The following is a 22,989-nucleotide window of genomic DNA, read 5'->3' on the forward strand; positions in this document are numbered from 1 at the left end:
TCAACATAAAAATAATTATGAATTTTCAACATATAACTGATTAGTTATTATCTCTCTTAAAGCTCTCTTATTAATTTTTCCAACAGGGGTTTTCGGAAAATCATTGACGAATTCGATTCGATCTGGAATTTTATAGGTTGCCAGACCGCGCTCTTTTAGAAAATCTCTTATAGCAGTTATTTCTATCGATCTTTTTCGGCTTATCATACATGCACATATTGCTTCACCTAGAAATTTATCGGGAATAGAGATTACTGCTACATCCAGCACTGAAGGATGGGCAAATAAATGGTTCTCAATTTCCTCTGCTGAAATTTTCTCACCACCGCGATTAATTTGATCTTTCGCGCGGCCCTCGACAATTAAATATCCTGAATCATTCATTTTCGCTAGATCACCCGTACGATAAAAACCATCATCCGTAAATGCTCTAGCATTATGATGGTCCGCCTTATAATATCCTCGGATTGTATAAGGTCCTCTTGTTAACAATTCTCCAACTCGTCCATGCTTCAGTTCATTATCTTCCTCATCTACAATCAAAATTTCATCATACTCAGACATTGGTTTACCTTGTGTATTAACAATAATTTCTTCAGGGTCATCTAACCTCGTATAATTTACTAACCCTTCAGCCATGCCAAATACTTGCTGTAGTTTGCAGCCAAAAATAGGCTTAACTCGACGGGCTGCTTCCGAACTAAATTTAGATCCACCAACTTGTAAAACTTGCAAGCTTGATAAATCGAACGAACGAGTGGAAACCGCATCTAACCATATATGTGCCAGCGGCGGAACGACAGCTGTAATCGTTACCCGTTCCTTTTCTATTAAGGGAAATGCTTCATCTGGACTTGGGCTAGCTGAAAGAACGATTTTTCCACCTGCATATAGTGTTCCTAATACACCAGGTGAGCTTAGCGGATAATTATGGGCAATTGGAAGAACAGCTAAATAAACACTATCCGAATTCAGTCGACATATTTCCACACTTTTTCTTAAACTATAAATGTAGTCATCGTGCATGCGCGGAATTAATTTTGATATTCCCGTACTTCCACCCGAAAGCTGAAGAAATGCAATATCATCAGACTGAATTTTTGGATAAACCATGGGGTCCATATATAAATTGCTCAATTCTAGAAATTCTTCTGAGTCCCCGACAACAATAATATGCTTTAAATTTAAAATAGATTGTTGAACCTTCCTTGCTAATACTCTATAATCAAATCCCATGTATTCATCGGGAATAATATAGGCTTTTGCATTACAGAATTCACTAAAATAATGAATTTCATTATACCTGTGTGATGGTAAAGCAAAAACTGGAATTGCCCCTATACGAAATAAAGCAAAAATAGATTCGAAAAATTCTATTTTATTTGGTAATTGTACAATTACGCGATCATTTTTGCCGATTCCTAAGCGACAAAAACCTGCCGCAAGTTGGTCAACCTTCCTGTCAAGTTCTTGATAACTAATATGCTGATTTTGACATGTAATTGCAATTCTATTTCCGAATGTTTTCCCCCTTTCTCTCAACATTTCACCAAAGGTCTCACCTTGCCAACAACCTTCTTTTCTATAAAACTTAGCAAAATCTTCAGGCCACGGTGTGCATCCATCTAGCATTGTTCATTCCTCCAAGATTAATATTCACTAGATATTCCCATTGATAACAGCATTGTACGGAGTTTTGCAGAAGTTTCGGCCAATTCGCTATCTGCTTTTGATCCTGCAACGATGCCTGCTCCTGCATAAAGTTTCAATAAGTCGTCTTCTACTTCAGCACAACGAATTGTTACAATCCATTCACCATTTCCGTCTGCATCACTCCATCCGACCATTCCACTATAATAGTCGCGATTAAATGCTTCTATTTCTTGGATCGCTTCTTTTGCAAGATTAGTAGGAGCCCCACATACTGCCGGTGTTGGGTGAAGAGCTAATCCAAGTTCTAATGCAGTAGTTGAAGGATTAGCCAATTGTCCACGAATCTCCGTTGATAAATGCCACATTGTTTCAGTCTGGATTAGCGATGGTTCTGTCGGAACTTCTAGATTTGTACAAAATGGTTTTAAAGTTTGAGCAACTGCATCAACAACAAACTTATGCTCATAACGATCTTTACTAGAATGCAGTAATTGTTCTGCACGGCGCTGGTCCTCTTTAGGATCTTTACTACGAGGTGCAGATCCTGCTAATGGATTAGAACATACATATGACCCTGATTTTGAAACAAGCAATTCTGGACTTGCTCCTAGTAAGGTTCTTTTCCGCTCCCGTAACCCAGATTGCGGCAAATTGACTGCAAAAGTATAACCATTTGAATTTTGTGCTACTAAAGATTGAATGAGTTTATGAATAGCTATTTTTTTGTCAGCCTTGACATGAAGTGACCTCGCCAATACAATTTTACTTAATTCATGATTTGTAATTTTCTTTAATGCTTTTGCAACGTATTCCCCGTACTCTTTACGTTCCGGGACAGGAGTCATTTCGTACTTTATTTTGGATAAATCTTCTTTCCGTATCTCCTCAACGAATGAAAGTGGCCCTAACTTTTCTACTTCTTTTGGCACAAATAATTGCAAAGATTTCGTATAATCAAAAGGAATTGCGCCAACGACGATTGGATCATTCATTCCTTGTAGTTTAGCATTACTTAACATTTTCCTGATCTGTTCTAACATCTGTCCTGTTCCATTGTTTAGGTCATCATCAGGATATTTAGTAACTATTCCTTTAGTCAATAATGTTCTTTGTGGAGTCGATAAGAAAAATGAAGAATCAATTTCATATTCATGAATGATCTCTTTGGCCGTCTTATTCCTTGTAGTGTTACTCATAACGTATTCCCTCCTTTAGTTAGGCGCCCAATGTTGCACCGCCATCCACTCGTATATCATGCATCGTAATATGACTTGAATCGTCTGAAATTAAAAACAATACAGCTTTTGCAACGTCTACTGGTTGTGCTATTTTTTTTAAAGGGATACCGACACGAAATTGTTCAAGAGAGCCATTTATTACAGTCCTTTCGCCGTGCTCATTCTCCCATATCGATGTCTGCATCTCTGTTTCTGTTGATCCTGGTGATACTACATTACAGCGAATATTATAGCTTGCAAGCTCCAAACCGAGGCATTTCATAAACATAGTAGTTGCAGCCTTTGATGCCGCATAAGCCGACATAAACATGCGTGGAACTGATGCTGCATTTGAGCTAATTGTGACAATAGCGCCTTGTTGGCGGGACTTCATTTTCTTACTCACCGCACGGCACATATTAAAAACTCCAGTAGTATTGACTTGAAAAGTTTCTTTCCAATCCTCATCGTTAAAATTCTCAATGGACCCCATTCTTAAAATTCCCGCAACGTTGACTAAAATATCAATGGATCCTAGCTGTTCTTCTATAATTGCTACAGTTTGTTCAACTTCTGCACTCTTACTTACATCAGTGTGAAAACCCTGGATTCGATCTTTCTTTATATTTAGTTGCGATACAAGGTGATTGAGTTTTTCTTTATTAATATCAATTGCTGCAACATGCGCCCCTTGTTCGAGTAAGACTCTCATAACAGCTGCACCAATTCCTTGCGCAGCACCTGTTACAATAGCCACTTTTCCTTCTAACTGAAGCATGTTCATCCATCCTTTCTTAGTATTTTAAAACACAATTGATAATGATTATCATTATCAATTGTGTTTGTTATCACTATACAAAACTTCCTTATTTGTGTAAATATTCCAATAGTACTAATCATAGAACATTGAAACAATATATTTATGGGTGCAGGCTAAAGCGCAATGCTTTGTTAATTAATGGTAGCAATACGGAGACGTGACCTTCTTGCGTAAACTCTGTAAATTCTACATGTAAGCCAAAAATCTCATATATTGATAGTCTTTTTGACATATTTTGCGCTTTATCTTTGATTTGATTTTTATGATATTTTTCAAGTTCCCCTAAACCAATGAAAAGCTTCAGTTGTTTATGGTCTTTTTTTAGATTTTCAATAAACTGTTGCTCCTCTTTAAGAATCATGCTTTCATTCCAATGAATAGACGGACTCCCCGCAATATATGATTGAAATAAATGCGGCTTTGTAAAAAGTGTATGCAATACAAGTAGGCCACCTAAAGAATGACCGAAAATCGTTTGTCTATTAGCATCGATATGGAAACGCTCGTTCATTTGCGGGATTAGTTCATGCTCAATAAATGCTAAAAACTGTTCTGCACCGCCTTGCTCAGGCCATGGTGAGCCATCTGGTCTCCTCACGCCTTCTGATTCTGCCTTTTTCCCTATTGTGTAATCTTTAAAGCGAGTTAGTGAAAATGGTTCAATAATTGGATAACCAATCGCGACGACAATTGCTGGAATAACTCCAGTTTTTTCGGGTCTCCGGGATTGGATACGTACTGCCTCTACAACAGAGCCGAAAATGGCATTTCCGTCTAACAAATAAATAACTGGAAAGCCTTTCTCGCTTGGAGGCGCCTCACTTGGCTGATATACAAAAATGTGGTATGTTTCATCGTTATATTTAGATGTAATCTCGTATTGATTTGTCCCAAATATTGAAAACCCACTATTATTCTCATTTTTTTCAATCATTGTTAATAGATTTTGATTATTTTTCATATGTTTAAACCTTCTTTACTTATTGTTTTTTCATTTTTTTATTAATATATAGATAAAATAAGGTACACCAACGATAGAAATAATCATTCCAACAGGCAACTCAGCTGGAGCCACAATCGTTTTAGCAATAAGATCTGATCCAATGACAAGAGCCATCCCTATCATGCCACTTAAAGGGAGAATTCTTTTATATTTGTTCCCTATAATGATTTTTGCAATATGCGGTGATATAAGGCCGATAAAGCCAATACTTCCGGCCACCGAAACACAAGCACTGACAAGGCCGACACTGCTAAAAAGTAAAACGGCTTTTTCCTTTTCAGTCGCAACTCCTAAACTTATTAAAGAATCCTGACTTAAGCGAAACAAATCTAGTTTGTTAGATTTAATTATTAAAATTGGTAAACATATCAGAAACCACGGAATCATCGAAATAACATATGACCAATTGGCACTATATATACTTCCAGCTAGCCACACTGTTGCCATTTCAAAATCAGATGCTTTCATTTTTAATGAGATGTACATTGAACATGCACCTAATCCTGTGCCGATCGCTATTCCTGTTAGTAAAAGCTTCTGGGTATCGAGGTTTCCTCTTTCCCATACAAGGAAAAAGATGATAAAAGCTGAACATAGCCCTCCTATTAAGCCAAAAAAGGGCATAAGCATAATCATTTTCCAATTAAAATTTGTAACTTGTCCTTGTACAAAGAACATAAAAATGACTATCGCCATCCCTGCACCATTATTAATCCCTAGCACACCTGTATCTGCTAAAGGATTTCGAGAAATGCCTTGAAGGACGCCCCCAGCAATTGCCAAGCCGAGTCCAATTAATCCAGCAAGAACGATTCTTGGCAATCTTAAATGAAATATAATTAAATCTAGGTCTTTACTTGGATGAATACGGAAAAAGGTATCTATAACTTGAGTGAAAGTCATCTTATAGACTCCAGATGTCAAACTTATGTATGCGAGCAAAACCACAAGAATAAAGGTGAGGCACATTGCCGCGAAATACCGATTTGACAGTTGCTTATTCATGGCCTTTCGCTCCTTTCTTCTTGATTAAGTAAAGGAAGAAGGGAACGCCAATTATTGACGTCACTACCCCAATGGGTGTTTCAAATGGATAATTAATATAGAAGCTAATGACATCACAAATCGTTAAAAAAATTCCCCCGATTATTCCTGAACAAGGGATTACCCATTTATAATTGTTCCCAACAAAAAAACGCGTAATATGAGGAACAATCAATCCAATAAAACCAATTTTTCCAACTAATGAAACGGAAATTCCTGTCATTAACATAACGGAAAAGAGAGCTAATACTTTCACAAGAAACGGCCGCTGTCCTAAACCAATAGAAGTTTCTTTACCTAAAGATAAAATAGAAATAGAGTTTGATAATATTAAAGAGAGCATGATTCCAACTGCTACAAATGGCAATGAGCATAGCAATACATCATTATTTACTTGATTTAATCTAGCATTGTACCAAAAACTCATTGACTGTGACACTTGAAAATAGGAAGCAATAATTGCTGATAAACTGCTAAAAAAATTTCCAATAATCGTCCCAATGATTGCAAGTTTTACTGGGGATAAACCATTTTCCACTAATGAGGCAATACCAAATACGATTGCCGCTCCTAATGCTGCCCCAGCGAAAGACAATACCAGCATCTTTAATGATGTCATGCTGGGGAGAAATACAAATGCTAATGTTATGACAAAACCTGCTCCATCTGCTACTCCTAAAATAGAAGGGGATGCCAAGTAATTTCTTGTCATCCCTTGCATAATCGCTCCTGACATAGCAAGAAGCGCTCCTACTAAAAGTGAACTTAGTGCTCTTGGCAATCTTGATGTCCATATAATGTGGTCGGTTATATTATTCGAATCATAGTCCGTTATTGCACTTATAATTTGCCCTGTTTGAATATTTGTTGAACCACTACGGACAGATAAAAATATTGCTAACAATATTGCTATTGGTGAACAAATTAAAATAATATAATGAAATGATTTCTTAGATTGCATCGTTACTCAGCACCTTATTGAGCCAAAGTTTGTTTTAAAACTTTGATAAAATCTGTTTTACTTAATGCTGTACCGCCCGCTTCTAAAGGATCAACAGAGTTAATATACACTTTTCCAGATTTAACGGCTTTCATACTTTTCCATAGTGAATTTTTTTGAAAATCTTTTAATGCTTCCGGTTTTGCACTGTTTTCCGCCTTGTCAAATTGAACAAAAAGATAATCTGGATTCATTTGTGCTAATTTTTCTAATGAAATCATTTCTTGACTTGTTGCAGCTTGTACCTCTGCAGGAACTTCTAAACCTAAGTCACTGTATAATACAGGATTAAAATAAATATCTTTTGAATAAATAAAGATATTTCCTCCTCTTATTCTAATAATGAGCACTGTTTTACCATCTAATTTCCCTTCTAACTGTTTTTTAACTGCCGCTACTTCTGTATCGTACTGCTTGATAATACTTTTAGCTTTTTTTGTTTTGCCGGTAAGCTTTGCGAGTACGAGCAAATTCGCTTTCCAATTAGTCGATATATGAGAAATTGGTATCATTGGAGCAACTGAATTTAAGCTTTTTACAACATTAGGCTGAAATTTAGAAGTTCCTAAAATGACATCTGGTTTTATTTTTAATAATGTTTCAGTGCTCGGCTGCATTTTGTCACCGATTGGAATTGCTTTCGACATTGAGTCACCTAAATATTGAGGATATTCCCCTGCTGTTGCAATTGCACCATCAGGTTTTACGCCTAAAACTGCAGCATCCTCCATCGCCTCTTGACTAGCTGTTACAATTTTATCCACTTTAGCTGGCACTTTGTATTTTTTCCCTAGATATGTGATCGTTTGATACGTTTGTTTGTTTTCTGAAGATTTATGATCTTCTGTTGATACTTGCTTTGAAGTTTGTTGCTCTGCACAAGCGGTTAATGCGGTTATGACTAACAAGCTTGAGAAGAAAAGCGCTAAAAATTTTTTATTCATGTAGAAACCCTCTCCCTTTGTATGTATTCTATTTTTTATAAATGATATGATAATCATTCTCAATTGAAATTATAGCGATCTTACCTTTTATTGAACATGGACGATTTCTTGTTTTATTGTTGGACAATGGTCTAATAATTGAAGCGGAAATTCTCTTATTATTCTTTCGTGTGCAAATGCTGAGTATTCCCGCCATGGATCGGAAGAAATCATTATGAAATGATTTTGTTGAACAAATGATAAACTGTTCCAAGCACTAGAATTTTTAATCATATCCCAATTTCTTAATGTCACTGCTTCTTGACATATATTTAAAAGCACATAATCGGGGTTCATTTGCGCAAGTTCCTGAATCGTAATCACTTGGTTATGCAATAAACCATTAAACTTATTCCCATGATTAATATTCAAATCACCTGAAAGCACTTCTTCTATCGTTTTTGATCGATCAATAAAGAGAGTATGATGATATAAACGTAATACAATAAAAGATTTTGTTTGCACATGTGGGGCCAATGAACGTTTCACATATTGAACTTGCTGGTCGTAATCATATAACCATTCTTCTGCTTCTCTCTCTTCTCCTAAAAATTGAGCAATCGTATGCAGTTGCTTTCGCCAGTTTTTTTCACTTGCATAATAATAAACTGGTGCGATTTGCTCTAACAATCTTTTTTCTTCCACGCTAATTGTATCTTTCGTTACAATCATATCTGGTCGGTCGCTAAAAAGCTTCGCAATATTCGCTCTCCAATCTTGATTTATTTTAAAGGCACTTAAATGCACCGGAATTTCATCGCGATACTTTCTATAATAATAGTTTGTCCATTTAGGATGGATAGGGGCAGCAAAAGGAATAATATTAAGTGCTAGCAGGTAGCCCGTTGTTGACAAATCATATGCAGCGATTTTCTTTTTCCTTTTTAATCTATATATAGATGGGGCTATTCCAACAATTTGTTTAAATTTACGGCTTAAATAAAATTCATCTTTATAGCCAACTTGCTTTGCAATTTCATATAGTGTCTCTGTTCCTTTTATCAACAGCCTTTTTGCTTTATTAACTCGCAAAGTTGTAATATATTCACTAACACTAACACCGTATTCTTTTTTAAATAACGACGAATAATACTTTGGACTAATTCTTGCCATAGCTGCTAACGTTTTAATGGATAGCGGTCTATGAAATTGACTTTCTATGTATAATCGAGTATGTTCAATGGCTGTAAATGTATCTCTTTCAGTTGCAACTTCTTTATTTTGCTCAATTTGATATATAAGCTGTTCAAACAACCCCCGCCTATGAAATTGTTCTAAACCGCTTTGGTGATCTTTCATTAAAAATATATCCTCTGCCAATTTTAAAATTCCTTCAATTTGTGCAACAACTATTTTTCCCTTCAAAGGATAGGATTGTATTGAGTCATTCGTTGGATAGCTAAACACTTCAAATCTGTATTGTAAGTATTCGAAAGGTGTTTGCTTATCACATGCAATACTGTAAACTTCAGCTGGATGTATAACAAAAATGTCTTGATTGTGTGCAAGAAATTCCTCTTGCTCAATCATAATCTTTCCTTTCCCCTCTTTAATGACAACTAATTCAAACGTATTTGTTAATTTCGGAGATTGTTCGCTTGTTCTTATTCTATCTATCTCTAAAAGCCTATGGAATAAACGGCTCCATCCATTTTGTTTGTACAACTTTTTTTCTGTAAAGTCTTTGTCCATATCAATACATTCTCCCTTCAAAGAATGGAATCTTTCCGTTCATTTTAATATCAAAAGAACCCCCAAGTAATCAATAATGATAATCATTATCACTTATATTATATATAAATCATGCCGTAATTAAAATCCTTTTCCAACTTTTGGGTAAAATAATACTATGGAAGAAATAAAAAAGGCTTCTTTTTTCTCGTTTATCTGTAAGCCAGTCTAGCTTGCCGTATACTATTAACGTCATGATCATCTGCTCACCTTAAGAAATAAACTACATTCCTAACAAAAGATTGTATACTATGCCGATTCGAATACACGAGTCAGACGTCTGCAGGCACGTACCGAGAAGGGTACGGGACGCCCGCGGAAAGCGAATCCCCGGAGCAGCAATCAGTTCCAATAAAAAAACTCCTTTGTTAGGAGTCTGTTTACATCTTAAAGAAGAAGCATCTTTGAGTATGGCCCTTCTATTTATTTTTATTTTCTACTAGCAAATAAAATAGCGCACAATCTAAAGCTTTTTTTAAATCTTTTGTTTCAAGCAAAATCTTATCATCCGGCAATTTTACGTGATATTCATCAAGACTATCTAACACACGAATGCTACAAAGCTTCTTATTACTTTGATCAAATTTATAAATATCAAGTGCTGCGTTATGAATCTTAAACGTCAATGAACAATCAGGCAACATAATTTTACTTTCATTAGGAACAAATTGAATACTCGTTTGCTGCAAGTTCTTTAGTTTTTGATCTAAAATTGAAAAAATTTCAATCAAAATTTCTGTAATTTCTGTTTCAATATACGATTTACCAGTAACTTTTGAAATATAGGAATCCATCCAGTCATGAAACAAGTTGATCATCCTCCCCTGTTCAGCCAATAGTTTATGACGAGATCCCCCAAATCTCCATCACTAGGCAGCGTTAATTTTTCCTCCCATTTTCTGATCAACTTTATTTATATTAGTTAATTATGTTTCGATTTAATTATTTATTCTATAAATTATTTCATCGTAATTTTATCATATTCAAAGTGAGGCCATTTTGCCTTTCTCATTATTGATCATTTTCCGTTTAATGGATTATATATCATTTAGCGTCTACTCTGTAAATAAAGATTTGCTGAAAAAATTCAATGCCTTTTTAAAAGACGTATATTTATGATGTTTTTACTTAATCTAATTTAGGAGTTGGATATTATGTCTAACAAAAAAAATACAAATAATCTTGATCTAAAAAGTGCAGCTGAGAATACAGCTTTCGGGGCAGATCCTGAAGAACAAACAATGAATGGGTTATACGGCATACTCGAAACCAAAACGGAAGATAACAAGCATCACATAAATAAATAGCATAAACGTAAGCATGACTCATTAGTTATGCTTACGTTAGATGGTAATTTTTTATTGCATTCCAAATAAATCTCATAAGATACGGGGGATTGAATTTGGCAGCGAAAATACTTCTCATCAGCGCTTTATTGCTTCCCTGGTGTACTTTGTTCTTTGCATCAAAAAGAATCATTAGAACATATCTGTCTGTTACAATTTTCACATCATTACTCATGACAATCATTTTTCAAATAGCCTGCACTTATAAGTTGTGGACGATTCATGATTATATTGTACCTTGGGGATATATGATAGACATCAGTTTTGCATATGGAATTTTTGCCATTGGAACCTTTTGGATTTTTAGATTTACATCACACCGTTTCCTTTTTTACACGATCATCAATTCTTAATGGATCTATTTATGTGCTTTATAGAAACATTTCTGCTTCGCAATATTTAATCGTTATATACAGACTTTCCTTTATCATAGATGGTAAGAAAAGATTTTTGTGACAAACTAAATTCAATGTATAATCGTTTCAGTATCTTTTTGCAGAAACGATTATACATGTTTTTTCATCGCAAATAGTACATTTTCAAAATATGACTGCTCATGCGGTACGATGGAATGTTTATTGATCATTGTCGAAATGGAAGACTTCTTCCCATGCTGATTAATTTTAAAACCTTCTACAAGGATTTCTTCAATATGACCAGCAATTAATTGCTCAAAATCCGTTATAGGCGTTTTTACAATTCCGGATACTTCGTCTTGTTGCAAGTGAAATTGCGAAAAATCAATATGATTTCGAGCATATAAAAACACATTTCCAAATTCTTTATCTATTATAGCGTTTGTCGTGATGCAATCTTGAAAAACACCTAATGACACTACATCATCTATTGCTAAGTCAATTCCCAATTCCTCTTTTACCTCTCTTATCCCATCATGGATTGATTCATCTGCTAAAATATGTCCAGCTGCTGTTATGTCCAGAAGGTTTGGATAATCTTTCTTTTGATCACTACGAATTTGAAGATATAGGAATACTTTTCCTTCGTTGTTACTCAAGAACCAGCAATGAAATGTTTCATGCCAATAACCTTTTTTATGTATTTCCGCACGGGTAGCAACCCCAATATGTTCCCTTTTCTCATTACAAAGTGTTATCATTTCATTTTCCATAAGCTTCTGAATCTCCTTAAATGATGAATGTATAGACCCTTTGAATGGCATGACTATCCATATATAATTTATTTTAAACTATTAACCAATTCTCCAGCATCTTCCTTTATAAAAATATTTTCTCTTTTCTTACATTTTTTTCAAAAGTAAATAGATGGTAATTAGCACGATTTACTGAATTACCATCTATTCAATTCCAATGTGCAATCCGTTTATTTCAGTTGAATTTTTTCTCCTACATAAATGTTATTTGCATTTTTAATATGATTAAGCGATTGTAGTTTGTTTACAGTTGTTCCGTATTTTATTGCAAGCTCGCTTAACGTGTCACCTGTTTTTATTACATAATACTTGCTTGCAGTACTGTTGCTAGTACTTCCGCTTACTTTTAATTTTTGGCCTACGTAAATAACATTGGCATTTTTCAAGTTATTTAGCGATTGAAGGGCTGAAACAGTCGTATTGTATTTACTTGCGATCTGACTTAACACATCACCCTTTTTCACTGTATAGTAGTTGGTTCCAGAATTTGTCTGGCTCGCCCCACTAATTTTGAGTTTTTGACCGACATATATAAGATTAGCATTATTCAAGCCATTTAACGATTTCAGTTTTGAAACTGTCGTATTAAATTTTACAGCAATTTCACTAAGTGTATCCCCATTGCGAACGGTGTATGTCGCTGGTGTTGTAGTTATGCTAGTGTCAGTCGTTAACTTGCTATTTGTAATGTTCGTTTTAGCTGGTTTCAAGCCACTTTTTAGTTTAGACAATAAAGCTAGATTTTGAGCCCTTGTTCCACTGTAATCAACAATTCCGTACTGATTAGCAAGTTTTTCTCTATTTTTAAAAGATGAATCTATATTCTTGGATTTGAGATAATCAATAAGAGAAATCGTTTTGATTGTTTTCACATTTTTGGATATTTCCTGTTCAGGTGATGTTTTTGTTGTATATTTTCCTGCATAATCCTCCGAAACATCAAAATTACCATATTCATTCATCCCAATAAATCGATAACTTTGTGACCATTGCCAAGCTCCTATGCCATTTGAAAAATTTGCTGTTGGCTGATTTTTCATAGGATTAATAGGATATGCTGCCAGCCATGGTTTACTAACGCTTAAAGCTTTCGGCTGTAAGCGATTATTATAGAAATAAGAACCGCTATATACATCCACTCTGTTATATCCTAGAGACTTCATCTCATTAATAAATGTGTTCGTATATTCTGTTAATTTACTCGGACTGCTTGGGAGACTGTTATCTTCAACATCGACTACAACATAACCGTCTTTTTCTTTATCAAAGCCAACTAACTGTAGCTTCTTATCGAACCAGTCAGCTTCAGCTTTTGCACTTGCATTACTAGTAAAACGGGCATAATGGTACGCATTTACAATTAATCCTGCTTGTTTGGCATTTGCAATATTTACCGATGCTGCAGGATCAACATAATAAGTTCCTTCACTTACTTTTACGACAACACTATTAACATCGGCACTTTTAATTGTCTGATAGAATGCTAGCGGTAATCCTAACTCACTATTATGATGCGATACATCAATAAAATCCACATCGGGACTTGTTGCTGCCTGTGCGTTGAAACTAAACGGTAAGGCGACCCCGAAGGAGAGAGCTAGTACCGTTATACATTTAAATAGCTTATTTAACACATAGATCTCCTCCCTTTTACTTTATACTATGAACTCTCTTTAAATAACGTGAATCATTCTGCAATTCTTACATGTTTTTGATCATTGTAACCATGAAACATAGATGATACAGATTTCTTAATGATTCATTTTATAAATACATATAAAGACAAAAAAATGACCGCTAAAATATAGCGGTATCAGAGTGTGGCTCCCCATTGAATCTATGTTTAAGTTTGCTGGCAATCTTATTTATATGAGATAAATGATGGTTCTCCAATGCTTATTGCTATTATAAACTTGGAAATTGGCAACTAGGTATGGAAGAAACTGTTTCCAGTTAAAAAAGGGAAACCAACATTACGTATCATATGATTAACTTAGTATTTTTAAAGTTTTAATGAAAAATAAGATAATAACGACAATAAAAGTGATGCGATAACCATTGCAAGCAATGGACGTAGTGCTTTCGTTCGTAAGTCTTTTAAATGAATATTTAATCCTAACCCTACCATCGCCATTGTTAACATATATGTTGTTATAGTAGAGATATCATTGATAATATTTTTTGGAAGGATAAGATATTTGCCAACAATAAAACTACCAAAAAAACTCATCGCAAGAAAACCTATTAAAAACCAAGGGAATTCTATTTTTGTGTTATGCTGACGTTTCCCTTTTCGTTTCATCCAATAAAGTAAAAGAAAACTTAGTGGTATCAGTAAAAAAACTCTACCTAATTTAGCTAATAAGCTAATTGTTAATGCATCATGACCTCCTGGAGATGCAGCTAATGCAACATGAGCAATTTCATGCAGACTTATGCCAGACCAAATTCCGTATTGCAATGATGTTATAGGCAAAAATGGGCGCAACACTGTGTACATGATTGCAAATATGGTTCCAACTAGGGCAATAATACCTGCTCCAAGTGCTGTATCTTCCTCCTTTGCTTTTAGAATTGGAGATACAGCGGCAATTGCTGCTGCCCCACAAACCCCTGTACCTATTCCTAACAGAATTGATAAATGAAGATCTGCTTTCAACCACTTTGCTAATAACATCGTGATTATGATTGAAAAAAATACGGTACCTACATCTCTTATTAATAATATTAGTCCTTGATGAAATACTACATCGATATTTAATTTTAATCCAAATAGTATAATTGCCATGCGTAACAATCTTTTTGAAGAAAATTGAATTCCAGCACGCAATTTTTCTGGATAGCCCAATATTTGCCGATAAACCACAGCTATAATGATGGCCCATGCCATTTGACCAACATAATTAAACACTGGTACTTTTCCTAATCCATAGCCAAACAAGGCAATCATCATTGTAAAACAAATTCCTGCTATATACGTGCGTAGTAAAGATGATATTTTAGCATAAGCTCTCACATTTTCTTCCCTACTGTTATATTTCATATCCTCATCTCCATTTCTTATATCTCTAGAATAAAGGATGTTTTATAATAAGAAAAATAAATGATTATAATCATAATCATAAGTAATTCTATATAATAGAGTTACGCTTAAACATAATAAGGGGGAACCAATATTGGAACAGCTTTTACTTGTCTTTATAACCGTCGTCGAAAAAGAAAACTTTACACGAGCTGCAGATGAGCTACATATGACGCAGCCAGCAGTAAGCCAACATATACAGCAGTTGGAACAAACGATTGGAACAAGACTTTTAGATAGAAGTAACAAGTTTGTACGATTAAATAAGGCTGGGGAAATTGTTTATCATCATGCAAAAGAAATATTGGGTATCTATACCCGGATGCAATGTTTAGTAGATGACCTCATGAATCATGCAATTGGGAATCTAAGTATTGGCGCAAGCTATACATATGGTGAGTATATCCTCCCGCATGTAATTGCCTACATGAACGAAAGGTATCCTTTGATTAAACCAACAATAACGATTGCTAACACTAAGGAAATTGAGGAATTAGTAGCAGGACACCAACTCGATATTGGCATTATCGAAGGTGGAATTACACATAAAGATCTATACTTTGAAGCTTTTGCGGAGGACTCCATGTTTATTGTTGTCTCAGCGAACCATCGTTTTATAAATGAAAAGGATTTACAGTTTTCACGATTGATGGAAGAAACGTGGATTGCACGTGAAGAAGGATCTGGGACAAGAGAAGCAATTGAAAAATTATTTTCTGAATTTCAACTTCGTCCCGAAAAGATAATGGAATTTGGCAGTACACAGATTATTAAAGAAGCTGTTGAAGCAGGACTTGGGATCTCGTTGCTTTCTCAATGGGCCGTTAGAAAAGAACTTGCACTTGGAACTTTACAAATTCTTCAATTACCTGAATTACCCTTTTTACGTCAATTTTCCTTTATCACACAGAAAACACCTTTTAAAACGAAAGCTTCAGAAATCTTTATAGAAGTATTACGAAAGAATAAAAAAATCTCAAATATAATGAATGACATAACATTGCCATAAATGACTTCCGTTCCAACGGTTCGCTTTCCGCAGGCGGGTTCTGAAACCTCTTCGTAACAAGCTCCTGCTAGATCTCCCTTCAACGTAATTTCCCGCAGGAGTCTCACCTCTTAATGAGTTTAAATAATTGACTTTTATATTGAAACCATTAGTATATTTTAAAATAGGAAGGGATTCAGAATGAATGATTCTGAATCCCTTTTTTGTCGATCCTCTTTTAATGACTAATATTATTTATATTAGTTGTTTGCTGCATCATTCCTTGCGCAGGAGCAAAGGAATTTACCATTTGCATCATATCTTGCTGCGCAAGCTGTGGTACTTGGTAATAATGATGTTTATTTTGATAAATGGAGAGTTCATAAGCCATTTCAATGCAATTTGGTATAGAATCAGCAAGCACGCGGCGAACAACTGGATTCGTTGTTTCTAGTGCGGCTATTGTTTTCATCGATGCACCTGATTTTATACTACCAAGCATCATACTTGAAACACAAGCATCAGTGAGCTCTGCAGGAGACTGCGCAGGCTTTTTAGGTTGTGATGGTGTTAAACCGTACACAAAGTCATTATCTTGATTCATTTTATAACTTTGTGTTGGTTTGGACGGATTTTGTCCTGATTTAAAGCATTCAACTGTAATATTGTATTCATCTTGCATAAATTGATATTGACGATCAAGAATGCTAAGTAATTCCGGGTCTTTTACATGTTGGCGCAACAGCATATATTGTTCCATTGTACCTACAGCCCCAGATAATACTTCATGAACATCAAATACTTCATGACCACCATGGTTCATTTGCGGTGGTACAGCCCCTGTATGCATATTTTGGTGCATTTGTTCCTGTTGGTTTTGCATCATGTTTTTGATCTCCTCCTATTGAAAATAAACATCATCACTATTATGGTCTGGAGATCAAGAATTATGTATCGGTATAACGAATGTAAAAACACGGAGAATTTAGTAAGACTCACTGAAATTGTTTTTAAATGGAGGGATTGCGAACATGCGATGTCTTGTACGTGGGACAAGCGATTTATCCGCAATTCTATCACACATCAACCGCTTTGATTGCTTTTCAATTTAGATTGTTACATATTATCGAAAATAAGCGGCCTTCATCTATCATGCAAGGTTACCACATGTCCATTCATGTTTCGTTTTATTTTTAACCATAGTCCATTTCATTTGGACAAAACGATACATTTTCCAGCGCGCCTCTCATATATATAATTAATGAATCTGTTAAATAGAAGCGATTTGTATTTTATGCTAAAAAACAAAATAGAATAAAGATTTACAAGCGCCTTTTTCGGAGGTTAATCATTTATGAATAATTCTAATAAGTCAGGTAGAAACCGACTAATACATAAATATTCATTCACTTTATTTTTCTTTTTTATGCTAATTATTTTGATTCCAAGCATCATCGTTTCTGCAGTAAATAATCCTAATCGGAGCTCAAATAATCTCTTAATACAACAGCAATCTTTGCTAAATAAGCAATCCGTTACTTCATCAAGTTCTTCTCTTACTTTAGGGTGGATAACTGGTAATGGAGAAACAATGACGCAAATCGCTGATTATCAAAACCTTAAAATTGTTTCTCCAGCACTCGCTTCTATCGACAATGATGACGCACTGCATGTAACTGCGGAGCCTAACACAATAGACTCGCTTCATAAACAAGGAAAAAAAGTTTGGGTACGACTTATTATGAAAACAGATACAAAAACAAGTATTCATAAGCTACTGACCAATTCTACCGCAACACAAGCGGTAATCAATAAAGTTTGCGAAGCAGCCAGTAAAGGGCATTGGGATGGGGTAAATGTAGATATAGAAAATGTAGATGTTCGTGATCGCAACCAATTCTCCCAATTTATCGAGCAGATGTCCAATCGTTTAAAGCAATCTAATACAGTTTTATCTATTGATCTCCCCCCAGATCCAAAAGCTGGAAATCAGAAATCTCCTTTTGACCATGCGGTCCTCGGAAAATATTGTAATTATGTTGTGTTTATGGGATATGATCAACATTGGTCAACAGATCCTACTCCTGGTCCAATTACATCATTGCCATGGCTAAAAAGCACTTTGCAAGAATTTATTCAAACAGGCATCCCATCTAAGGAAATTATTTTAGGATTGCCAGCTTATACAAGAATTTGGGAACAGGACAAACAAGGATATATTGTGAAAGATCCTGCTTATTCTGTTGATTATGTCGCAAACTTAGTGACGCAAAATCATAGGAACTTAAGTTGGAATTCCGCTCTCGGTGAGTACTATATCACTTATTCAGCCAACAATATGTACTATAAAATTTGGCTACCAACTGCAATCTCTTACCATGCTTACCTAAACCTTATTTCAAAACTCCATCTAGCGGGTTCTGCTATTTGGAACCTTGACTTTATGAATGCTGACTATTGGAATTTAATTTACTAATGTTCAATAGCAGATACATTACGTTTTTATTATTGATTCGTTCTTTTAGCCTTATTACAAAAGAAGTGCGGAAACATCTTTTGTAATAAGGCTACCTCTAATCTTTTTTAAAAGGTGGCTTTACATCATAAACATTTAAGTTGATTTTAATCAAAAAAGGAATTTGAAGTTTTTTGTTGAAATATAAAATATTTATAATAATCTACTTTTTTAATATTTTATATAAATAAGGAGATCTCTAACTTATGAAAAAAAACGTTAAAAAAAATTGGTTTGGCTATGCAATATGCGTCATAATGTTACATATCATTGGAATCTTGTGTCTTCTTATTTCAGTACAAGATCATACAGTCCTGTTTGGTCTCGGATTAGTTGCCTACACATTAGGCTTACGTCATGCCTTTGATGTAGATCATATTGCAGCAATTGACACTACTGTAAGAAAATTGGTTCAGCAACAAAAAAATCCATCAGGAGTAGGTTTTTTCTTTTCTTTAGGTCATTCCACTGTAGTATGCTTAATAGCAATTGTAACTGCCTTTGCCTCGCAATGGGCGATAAAAAAAATCCCGGAATTTCAACATATTGGCGGAATCATCGGAACATCCGTTTCAGGTATTTTTCTTTTAATAATGGGGATTATCAATTTATTCATTATGTATAATATCTATAGAGTATTCATCGTTATGCGGAAAGGGAATTTTGACGCACAAAAATTAGAAAATCTATTGGACTCACGAGGATTGTTAGCGCGCTTTGTGGCTCCTCTTTTAAAGCTTGTTACTAAAAGCTGGCATATATATCCAATCGGGTTTCTATTTGGTTTAGGCTTTGATACGGCTAGCGAAGTTGCATTACTAGCAATATCAGCTGGAGCTGCAAAAAGCGCTATTCCTGTAACAGGAATATTGGCGCTTCCCTTATTATTCGCAGCTGGCATGAGTTTATTTGACACAGTGGACGGAATATTTATGACATCTACTTACCGCTGGGCATTTATCTCACCGATTCGAAAAGTTTACTATAACTTGACGGTTACTGCTTTAGCGGTCGTTACAGCATTATTGGTAGGTATCGTGGAATTAGTTCAAGTACTTACACCACAATTAGGGCTTACAGAAGGTTTTTGGAAATGGATACAACAGTTAAACTTTGGCTCACTTGGATATATTTTAGTTTGTTTATTTATATTAGCTTGGGCCATTTCATACGGTTTATGGAAGTTATTGCGTATTGAAAAAAAGGTGGATATCCAGCTAGAGGAGTAAATATCCCTTTGAAGTTGAATCATCATGCAAGTTTTAAAAATGTAATATAAAACTGTGTGAAAGAGCATTTTCAGGAACTAACATGCAATAGTTTTTTATTCCTCGGCGATTTCAGCGAGCATCTTTGAAAGAAAAAACAGTAATTTTTACAAAATATTCTAATTTATGGCCAACTTTTTGTTATATTTAAGTTTACTAATGGGCGGAGTACAATCCTAAAAAAAGCCTCTACCTATAATAGGGTAGAGGTTAAAAAAATTGAAGAAGTTGTACTTCTAAATAATTGTGAAAAAAATTTCACTTTATTAAGAAGCTATGTATTATGTGAGCATTTATTCATTACCCATTTTTTAAATGGCTAAACATTATTTTTTATTTTTTTAGAAACAACATTCGTAAAATCCTCAAATAATATTTCCTTTACTATGATGATGAATGATATCCTTCCACATAATGCCTAGAATGCTAAGAGGCTGGGGGCAAAAGTATATTAACTAAAGAAAATCTGAATTTTGCGCTCAAATTTTGCTCCGGAAATATACTCCACTTTCAGGAGGCTTGTGGGCCTATCCTCCCGCAGGAGTTTACATATATTTTCGGAACTGATTTGTGCAATGTTCGTCTTTAGTCTTTAGCTAACCACTTTTGAGTTTTGTCCCAGCCTCTAAAAAGCATTCAATGTTCTTTCTAATTTCACATAACTTTATGTGAAATTACCAAGTATAATCCTGGTAATATCCATCCTGATAATAATCTTCAGATTCAATACTCATTTCTGGATATCTTCCTTGACTCATGCCCATTGGATAACCTTCAGACTCCATGCCCATTCCTGGGTAGCTTCCATGTCCTATTCCTCCAGGATAGCCTCCTGTTCCCATTCCTGGGTAACTTCCATGTCCTACTCCTCCAGGATAGCCTCCTAATCCCATTCCTGGAAATCCTCCGCCGGGGTAGCCTCCTGTTCCCATTCCCGGAAATCCTCCGCCGGGATAGCCTCCTGTTCCCATTCCCGGAAATCCTCCGCCGGGATAGCCTCCTGTTCCCATTCCTGGAAATCCTCCGCCGGGATAACCTCCTGTTCCCATTCCTGGAAATCCTCCGCCGGGATAGCCTCCTGTTCCCATTCCTGGAAATCCTCCGCCGGGATAACCTCCTGTTCCCATTCCCGGAAATCCTCCAGGTAATCCCATACTATAATTACCAAATAATTGTCTCTGCATTTTAATATCTCCTCCTCAAAGTCATTCGAACATAGTGTATGTATCCAACTTCAAAGAGAAATGGATATCAGCCCAAAACGGAAACACTTTATTCATTCCAAACAATCAATTTGACTGGATGTAAAATAAATCCATTTCTTATGTTGAAATAGATCTCCTGTTTAAGACATTATCTAAATTCGGGTAACACTCATTAACCTACTTGAGAAATGTTACTTAAAAATTTGTTTAATGCGCTCCTAAAAAAAGCGCTAGGAGATGGAAGGAAAAGTAAACTACTTGAATGAGCGGAACTCTACTTTTTTTAAGCTATCATTTTACAATAACTGTTTCCCACCAATCTTCATAAAAGATATTCAAATGAATAGCAAAAATTAAGAGTTCTAAATAGTTGTTCTTTAAAGCTTTCCGCGGGCAAGCGCCGAGCTACTTCGTCACTACGCTACAGCAAAGTCTCGAATGTTTCTTTTCCCACAGGAGTTTCCGAACTAATAGAATGATCAGTTTTAAATCCTTTTTTGTAGCCGCTTTTATAGGTCAGTTTTATATCATGAAAGATATTCTATTTCTTATCTGTACGGTTGATCCTTTTTTCGAAAGATTAAATGAGAAAGTAAAGTATTTGCTTACAGCGGGTTGTCCCTCAGTGGGTTAGAAAATTTCTACATAGTAGATATATCCTTTCGCTCCTACACGTAAAGAAATAGCAAATTGTTATTGAAGAATCTCTAGTCAATTCATATCTTAGGAGAAAAAGAACACCCCTATCGAATAATCCAATAGGGGTTACACTGAAATAAGAGCCCTTTTGACTCATGTTGATTAAAACTTTTGTGCGAAATCTTTTGCGCGTGTGATAGCATTTTCTTTAATTTCTTGCGCTTTATCAGGCATTGCGGCATGTCCCTCTACAAAAAGCCCTTCAAATGAAGGAACACCGAAGAAATTCATAATGATACTTAAATAGCGATGTCCCATCTCCAATTCTGCTGCTGGGCCTTCTGAATAAATACCTCCACGCGCTTGAATGTGCAAACCTTTCTTATCAGTTAACAATCCAACTGATCCTTGTTCAGTATATTTAAATGTTTTCCCTGCAACTGCAATCGCATCAATATATGCCTTCATAATTGGCGGGAATGAGAAGTTCCATAATGGCGTAACGAATACATATTTATCTGCAGTGATAAATTGTTCACATAGCTCTGATAACCGCCCAACTTTTGTTTTTTCCTCTGATGAAAGTTCCTCGAATCCTTTTCCAGATCGAAGTTTCCCCCACCCACTAAAAACGTCACCGTCAATATGTGGAATGTTTTCTTTATAAAGATCAATATTCACGATTTCATGATCAGAATTAACCTCTTTATAAGCTTCGATAAAAGCTTTTCCTACCGCCATACTATAAGATTGTGTCTCATCATGAGGATGCGCTGTAATATATAATACTTTTGTCATTATATCTCCCTTTCATGTCAATGTTAGTAAAGAATGTAAACATACATCCTCTTTATTTTTTAGCATTTTTCTCATTTTATTCGAAACACCATTAAATAAATTCGATTTAACTGTTATAAAATTGTCTAAGAGACCTCTCTTTTATCACTATGATTTGCTTACTATCTCTTTGAGTAGTTCTCCTTTACTCAGTCGTTGATATCAATTTAAGTGGTTCGTGCTAACCGCTGATCCCGTAGAAGTCTCATCCCATACTGTAATATAATGAATCAATTAAGTTGCAATAAACAACGTCTATGAAAAATTGAAATAGCGATCTCATCCATTTTCTTATACTGGTCGACACTCTTTATTGCTTTACCCATCAAAGAAATCGTTAATTCCCATTTCAGGACGTTGCCTCCTCGCCCCTATCTTCTGGAAGTTCTGAATCGGCTACACTAAGTTGGACAGATACTATAAGGGCTAGTACACTTAACATACTAACCTAAGGGAGCGTGCTATTATGCCACGTCAACGTCGAACT

Annotated in this window: 19 protein-coding genes; 4 read left to right on the forward strand and 15 right to left on the reverse strand. The window is 35.3% G+C overall.

Translation table 11 applies throughout. From position 1 onward, the window contains the following. Window positions 1-15 precede the first annotated feature (15 nt). The 9 genes from G4D61_RS11660 to G4D61_RS11700 all read right to left on the reverse strand — a co-directional run bounded on the left by G4D61_RS11660 (window position 16) and on the right by G4D61_RS11700 (window position 10,260). Window positions 16-1,632, reverse strand: a complete 1,617-nt coding sequence (locus tag G4D61_RS11660) for a (2,3-dihydroxybenzoyl)adenylate synthase (protein WP_163174026.1) — start codon at window positions 1,630-1,632, stop codon at window positions 16-18. Between the two features lie 17 nt (window positions 1,633-1,649). Further along, window positions 1,650-2,849, reverse strand: a complete 1,200-nt coding sequence (gene dhbC / locus G4D61_RS11665) for an isochorismate synthase DhbC (RefSeq protein ID WP_025729252.1) — start codon at window positions 2,847-2,849, stop codon at window positions 1,650-1,652. A 19-nt stretch (window positions 2,850-2,868) separates the two neighbouring features. Then, entirely contained in the window at window positions 2,869-3,654 is a 786-nt protein-coding gene (locus G4D61_RS11670; protein ID WP_025729254.1) for a 2,3-dihydro-2,3-dihydroxybenzoate dehydrogenase, read from the reverse strand. 136 nt (window positions 3,655-3,790) lie between these two features. Further along, entirely contained in the window at window positions 3,791-4,651 is an 861-nt protein-coding gene (locus G4D61_RS11675; protein WP_231473064.1) for an alpha/beta hydrolase, read from the reverse strand. A gap of 30 nt (window positions 4,652-4,681) precedes the next feature. After that, complete coding sequence (locus G4D61_RS11680; protein ID WP_163174028.1) at window positions 4,682-5,698, reverse strand: FecCD family ABC transporter permease; 1,017 nt, start codon at window positions 5,696-5,698, stop codon at window positions 4,682-4,684. Then, entirely contained in the window at window positions 5,691-6,698 is a 1,008-nt protein-coding gene (locus tag G4D61_RS11685; RefSeq protein ID WP_025729260.1) for a FecCD family ABC transporter permease, read from the reverse strand. The genes G4D61_RS11680 and G4D61_RS11685 overlap by 8 nt, the downstream gene beginning before the upstream one ends. 14 nt (window positions 6,699-6,712) lie before the next feature. Beyond that, window positions 6,713-7,681, reverse strand: coding sequence for an ABC transporter substrate-binding protein (locus tag G4D61_RS11690; protein ID WP_025729262.1), 969 nt, complete (start codon window positions 7,679-7,681; stop codon window positions 6,713-6,715). Between the two features lie 87 nt (window positions 7,682-7,768). Then, a complete protein-coding gene (locus tag G4D61_RS11695; RefSeq protein WP_163174030.1) occupies window positions 7,769-9,412 on the reverse strand; it encodes an AraC family transcriptional regulator in 1,644 nt (547 codons plus the stop codon). 458 nt (window positions 9,413-9,870) lie between these two features. After that, a complete protein-coding gene (locus G4D61_RS11700) occupies window positions 9,871-10,260 on the reverse strand; it encodes a hypothetical protein (protein WP_025729266.1) in 390 nt (129 codons plus the stop codon). A 345-nt stretch (window positions 10,261-10,605) separates the two neighbouring features. Here G4D61_RS11700 and G4D61_RS11705 point away from each other — a divergent pair, with 345 nt between their 5' ends. Further along, the gene (locus G4D61_RS11705) at window positions 10,606-10,758 is read left to right on the forward strand and encodes a DUF4021 domain-containing protein (RefSeq protein ID WP_081750028.1); all 153 of its coding nucleotides are present in this window, start codon (window positions 10,606-10,608) and stop codon (window positions 10,756-10,758) included. A 544-nt stretch (window positions 10,759-11,302) separates the two neighbouring features. Here G4D61_RS11705 and G4D61_RS11710 read toward each other — a convergent pair. The 3 genes from G4D61_RS11710 to G4D61_RS11720 form a co-directional block, all read right to left on the reverse strand. After that, entirely contained in the window at window positions 11,303-11,926 is a 624-nt protein-coding gene (locus tag G4D61_RS11710; protein WP_025729270.1) for an NUDIX hydrolase, read from the reverse strand. Between the two features lie 212 nt (window positions 11,927-12,138). Beyond that, complete coding sequence (locus G4D61_RS18525) at window positions 12,139-13,602, reverse strand: LysM peptidoglycan-binding domain-containing protein (protein ID WP_025729271.1); 1,464 nt, start codon at window positions 13,600-13,602, stop codon at window positions 12,139-12,141. 368 nt (window positions 13,603-13,970) lie between these two features. Continuing rightward, complete coding sequence (locus G4D61_RS11720) at window positions 13,971-15,011, reverse strand: YeiH family protein (protein WP_163174032.1); 1,041 nt, start codon at window positions 15,009-15,011, stop codon at window positions 13,971-13,973. Window positions 15,012-15,144: 133 nt separating this feature from the next. Here G4D61_RS11720 and G4D61_RS11725 point away from each other — a divergent pair, with 133 nt between their 5' ends. Continuing rightward, the gene (locus tag G4D61_RS11725) at window positions 15,145-16,059 is read left to right on the forward strand and encodes a LysR family transcriptional regulator (protein WP_025729274.1); all 915 of its coding nucleotides are present in this window, start codon (window positions 15,145-15,147) and stop codon (window positions 16,057-16,059) included. 217 nt (window positions 16,060-16,276) lie between these two features. Here G4D61_RS11725 and G4D61_RS11730 read toward each other — a convergent pair whose 3' ends face one another. Continuing rightward, entirely contained in the window at window positions 16,277-16,921 is a 645-nt protein-coding gene (locus tag G4D61_RS11730; protein WP_025731478.1) for a spore coat protein, read from the reverse strand. Between the two features lie 471 nt (window positions 16,922-17,392). Between G4D61_RS11730 and G4D61_RS11735 the strand changes: the two genes are divergently transcribed. Together G4D61_RS11735 and G4D61_RS11740 are read left to right on the forward strand one after the other, a co-directional pair. Then, window positions 17,393-18,514, forward strand: a complete 1,122-nt coding sequence (locus tag G4D61_RS11735; protein WP_163174034.1) for a glycosyl hydrolase family 18 protein — start codon at window positions 17,393-17,395, stop codon at window positions 18,512-18,514. Window positions 18,515-18,759: 245 nt separating this feature from the next. After that, a complete protein-coding gene (locus G4D61_RS11740; RefSeq protein WP_025731476.1) occupies window positions 18,760-19,782 on the forward strand; it encodes a HoxN/HupN/NixA family nickel/cobalt transporter in 1,023 nt (340 codons plus the stop codon). Window positions 19,783-20,495: 713 nt separating this feature from the next. On the opposite strand, the gene G4D61_RS11745 is transcribed toward G4D61_RS11740, so the two are convergent. Together G4D61_RS11745 and G4D61_RS11750 are read right to left on the reverse strand one after the other, a co-directional pair. Then, window positions 20,496-21,005, reverse strand: a complete 510-nt coding sequence (locus G4D61_RS11745; RefSeq protein WP_205603269.1) for a hypothetical protein — start codon at window positions 21,003-21,005, stop codon at window positions 20,496-20,498. An 822-nt stretch (window positions 21,006-21,827) separates the two neighbouring features. Further along, window positions 21,828-22,463: an FMN-dependent NADH-azoreductase gene (locus tag G4D61_RS11750; RefSeq protein WP_025731474.1), complete on the reverse strand. Its 636-nt coding sequence runs from the start codon at window positions 22,461-22,463 to the stop codon at window positions 21,828-21,830. Between the last annotated feature and the right edge of the window lie 526 nt (window positions 22,464-22,989).

Source organism: Heyndrickxia ginsengihumi (assembly GCF_011008565.1).
Taxonomy (GTDB): Bacteria; Bacillota; Bacilli; order Bacillales; family Bacillaceae_C; genus Weizmannia; species Weizmannia ginsengihumi.

Coding starts and splice junctions, on each gene's coding strand:
- G4D61_RS11680 (WP_163174028.1), bottom strand. CDS start 5,698: ATGAATAAGCAACTGTCAAATCGGTATTTCGCGGCAATGTGCCTCACC.
- G4D61_RS11660 (WP_163174026.1), bottom strand. CDS start 1,632: ATGCTAGATGGATGCACACCGTGGCCTGAAGATTTTGCTAAGTTTTAT.
- G4D61_RS11745 (WP_205603269.1), bottom strand. CDS start 21,005: ATGCAGAGACAATTATTTGGTAATTATAGTATGGGATTACCTGGAGGA.
- G4D61_RS11695 (WP_163174030.1), bottom strand. CDS start 9,412: ATGGACAAAGACTTTACAGAAAAAAAGTTGTACAAACAAAATGGATGG.
- G4D61_RS11710 (WP_025729270.1), bottom strand. CDS start 11,926: ATGGAAAATGAAATGATAACACTTTGTAATGAGAAAAGGGAACATATT.
- G4D61_RS11675 (WP_231473064.1), bottom strand. CDS start 4,651: ATGAAAAATAATCAAAATCTATTAACAATGATTGAAAAAAATGAGAAT.
- dhbC (WP_025729252.1), bottom strand. CDS start 2,849: ATGAGTAACACTACAAGGAATAAGACGGCCAAAGAGATCATTCATGAA.
- G4D61_RS11730 (WP_025731478.1), bottom strand. CDS start 16,921: ATGCAAAACCAACAGGAACAAATGCACCAAAATATGCATACAGGGGCT.
- G4D61_RS11740 (WP_025731476.1), top strand. CDS start 18,760: ATGAAAAAAAACGTTAAAAAAAATTGGTTTGGCTATGCAATATGCGTC.
- G4D61_RS11705 (WP_081750028.1), top strand. CDS start 10,606: ATGTCTAACAAAAAAAATACAAATAATCTTGATCTAAAAAGTGCAGCT.
- G4D61_RS11670 (WP_025729254.1), bottom strand. CDS start 3,654: ATGAACATGCTTCAGTTAGAAGGAAAAGTGGCTATTGTAACAGGTGCT.
- G4D61_RS11750 (WP_025731474.1), bottom strand. CDS start 22,463: ATGACAAAAGTATTATATATTACAGCGCATCCTCATGATGAGACACAA.
- G4D61_RS11720 (WP_163174032.1), bottom strand. CDS start 15,011: ATGAAATATAACAGTAGGGAAGAAAATGTGAGAGCTTATGCTAAAATA.
- G4D61_RS11685 (WP_025729260.1), bottom strand. CDS start 6,698: ATGCAATCTAAGAAATCATTTCATTATATTATTTTAATTTGTTCACCA.
- G4D61_RS11735 (WP_163174034.1), top strand. CDS start 17,393: ATGAATAATTCTAATAAGTCAGGTAGAAACCGACTAATACATAAATAT.
- G4D61_RS11690 (WP_025729262.1), bottom strand. CDS start 7,681: ATGAATAAAAAATTTTTAGCGCTTTTCTTCTCAAGCTTGTTAGTCATA.